At 48.1% G+C, this 3572-nt stretch carries 2 protein-coding genes; both read right to left on the bottom strand.

From position 1 onward, the window contains the following. Positions 1 to 379 precede the first annotated feature (379 nt). Entirely contained in the window at positions 380 to 1021 is a 642-nt protein-coding gene (gene fdh3B, locus Q0314_RS05345; protein WP_298057323.1) for a formate dehydrogenase FDH3 subunit beta, read from the bottom strand. Position 1022: 1 nt separating this feature from the next. After that, positions 1023 to 3572: formate dehydrogenase subunit alpha (locus Q0314_RS05340; RefSeq protein ID WP_298057321.1), on the bottom strand; the 2550-nt coding region annotated here is incomplete at its 5' end.

Here is a 3572-nt window from a genome sequence, read left to right as displayed (position 1 = left end):
ATCACGCCGCTAAAGATGACGATAGCAAATATCAGGCGTCTAAGCGAAGAGGAATTTATCAAATTTAGAGAGCAAAACGAGATGTCGATGCACTCGGCAAATCCGTATTTATCGCCTGTTAGAGCGTAAATTTAGGGCGGGAGACCGCCCTTTTTCTACTTAAATTTTACCTACTTTTTTATTTCAAATTTAACACTCAAATTTAATAAACCGTTCGCGCAAAATTTGATTAAATTTAAAAAGCCGAAGTTGGACAAATTTGATAAAGTTTTAAAACTGAGCCTAGCAGGATTTAAATCTGAGTCAAATTTGACGCAGACAAACCGCGTCAAATTTGGTGTTATAGTTCGCCCCGCCAAAGCGAGCGGAGCGGATAAATTTAGAAGCTGTATTTTAGCCTGTCGCCCGCGTAATAAGCAAGCTTCCAGGTCGGAGTTTGTTTTAGGTCTTTAAAGCCGTAGCCGCGAGCCTTGACTCTGTCGCCATAGATTTTCTCTATCATTGCAGATTCGCCTACTAGCAGCGCCTTTGTCGAGCACATTGCGGCACAAACCGGCACTTTGCCTTCGGAAATTCTATCCTGGCCGTACTCTTCGCGCTCGGCTTCGCTATTTGTCGGTAGCGGACCGCCTGCGCACATCGTGCACTTATCCATCGAACCTTTGGCGCCAAACACTCCCTCGCGCGGAAACTGAGGCGCGCCGAACGGACACGCGTATAGACAGTATCCGCAGCCGATGCAGATATCTTTGTCGTGTAGCACGATACCATCGCTCCTGATATAAAAGCAATCAACCGGGCAAACCAGCGAGCACGGAGCGTCCTCGCAGTGCATGCAGGCTATCGAGGTTGATATTTCCTTACCAGGTACGCCTTCGTTTAGCGTGATGACGCGGCGGCGGCGGATGCCAAGAGGCAGCTCGTGAGCCTCGTCGCAAGCCACCGCACAGCCGTTACAGTCGATACATCTATCGTCGTCGCAGTAAAATTTAAGTCTATTGTTATCGTTAAATTCGCTCATTTTACGCCTTTTCTATGCGGCATAGACCGCTTTTGGTTTCAGGAATCTGAGTGTTTATATCATATCCGTAGTTAGTGACGGTATTTGCGCTCTCGCCTACCGCATAAGGCTTGGTGCCTTCCGGGAAATTACCCGTCATATCAACGCCTTGCATATAACCCGCATAATGAAACGGCATAAAGATGGTGTCGGGTTTAACGGACGGTACCACTCTGGCGCGCACCTTAACCTTAGTACCTTCAGGCGAATGAACCCAGATGAAATCCCAGTTTTTAATGCCGTGTTTAGCCGCAAGTTCAGGGTGGATATCCGCAAACATCTCAGGCGTCAAGCGGCTTAGATACATACTAGCTCTCGTCTCCATGCCCGCGCCGCTAAAATTTACGAGGCGAGCCGTCGTGAGGATAATAGGAAATTCTTTTGAGTAGTCCTTTGCTAGCTGGACGGATTTAAATTTTGTATCGACGCGGTTTTGAAGTTTCTTATCCTCAAAGCTCGGATACTTCTGCGCTAGATCAAATCTAGGCGTATGCAGCGGCTCTCTGTGAAGAGGAATTTGATCCGCAAAAGTCCAAACGATCGTCCTAGCTCGCGCGTTGCCGTACGGAGCGATGTTTTTCTCCATGCATTTTTTAGCGATGATATTACTATCGTCATGTATCCAGCTGCCGCCTATTTTAGCCTTTTCATCCTCGGTTAGCGTGATGCCTAGCACCTTTTCGATGTTATCTTTTTTGATCTCCGGATATCCGCCCTTGACAAACGAATCTACGGGCGCGCTACCGTCTGCGGCTAATTGGCTAACTCCGTTATGCTCTAAGCCGAAGCGGTTTCTAAAACCCATACCGCCTTGCCTAACGGATTTGTTTATATCGTAAAGTATCGGGCTACCCGGATGATCCTCCGTCCAGCAAGGCCACGGCAGACCGTAGTACTCGCCTTCGACTACGGTGCCCGGTTTTCCTAGACTTGTTTTTTCGTCAAATTTATCCCAGTTTTCTTGGTGCTTTTTGAGCCTTTCCGGAGTCCAACCCGTCATGCCGATAGTTTTTATTATATTTGCGATCTCGCGCGTAGCGACCTCAGGCCACTCGATCTTACCTTCGGCATCTCTGATCGTGCGCGTTAGCTCGTCATAGTAGCCTAGCCTTTTGGCAAGCTCAAACAAAATTTCGTGATCCGGCATACTCTCAAACAAAGGCTCTACGACCTGGCTTCTCCACTGGCCGCTGCGGTTTGTCGCTACAACCGTACCGCTGGTTTCAAACTGCGTCGCCGCAGGCAGTATGTAGACGTCGTCTTTTTTGTCAGTTATCACGCCGGCATCGTTTACGAAAGGATCTACTAGAACCAAAAGCTCAAGCGCATCTAGGCCCTCTTTTACTTTTACTTGTTGCGCGGTAGAGGTGATACCGTTGCCGATTACTACTAAGGCTTTTATACTGTCGCCGGCATTATCTACGGCTTCGTTGCCGTTTTTACCGTCAAGCACGCCCGCCCACCATTTTGATAGCGTAAATCCGGGTTTAAACATCATTTCAGGCTTAACGAAATTCTTTTGGAGCCATTCAAAATCAACCTTCCACATCTTAGCGAAGTATTTCCAGTTGGCTTCGTTTTTTGGATAGTATCCGGGTAACTCGGTCGGCAAATTCGCCATATCCGTCGCGCCTTGAACGTTGTCGTGGCCGCGAAGGATATTACAGCCGCCGCCGCTAACACCCATATTTCCTAGCACTAGTTGCAGGATCGGAGCGATACGGGTATTTGAGCTGCCTATGGTGTGCTGAGTTAGACCCATCGCCCAAACGACCGATCCCGGGCGATTTTTAGCGTAAACTTCGGTTATCTCAAGAAGCGTCTCTTTTTTGATCCCGCAAACATCTGCTACGACTTCAGGCGTCCATTTGGCAGCTTCTTCGCGGATCAGATCCATACCGTAGACGCGGTCGTTTATAAATTCCTTATCTTCCCAGCCGTTTTGAAATATGATATTCATCATGCCGTACATAAAAGGTATATCCGTGCCGGTGCGAATTTGAGCGAAATAATCAGCCTTAGCCGCAGTTCTCGTGTATCTTGGATCGACCACGATTAGCTTTGCGCCGTTATTTTCCTTCGCTTTTAGAAAATGCCTAAAGCCGACCGGGTGGTTTACAGCCGGATTTGCGCCGATTATAAAGATAGACTTCGCGTTTTGGATATCTCCAAGATGATTTGTCATAGCTCCGTAACCCCAAGTATTCGCCACACCGGCGACTGTAGAGCTGTGTCAAAGACGTGCTTGGTGATCTAGGTTATTAGTCCCGAACATCGCTACGAATTTGCTTATATAATAGCTTTGTTCGTTGCAATCTTTTGCAGAGCCTAGAAACATTACTTGCTCCGGATTTTTTTCGCGATACGCCTTTAGTTTGGCGCCGATCTCGTCGAGAGCCTCTTTGTAGCTGATGCGTTTCCATTTGCCGCCTGCTTTTTTCATCGGGTATTTTACGCGGCAGTGAGAGCGCACCATATCGATGACGTCGCTGCCCTTACAGCAGTGGCCGCC

The organism is uncultured Campylobacter sp. (assembly GCF_938040115.1).
GTDB lineage: Bacteria > Campylobacterota > Campylobacteria > Campylobacterales > Campylobacteraceae > Campylobacter_A.
This window is presented reverse-complemented; position numbering and strand designations above follow the sequence as displayed.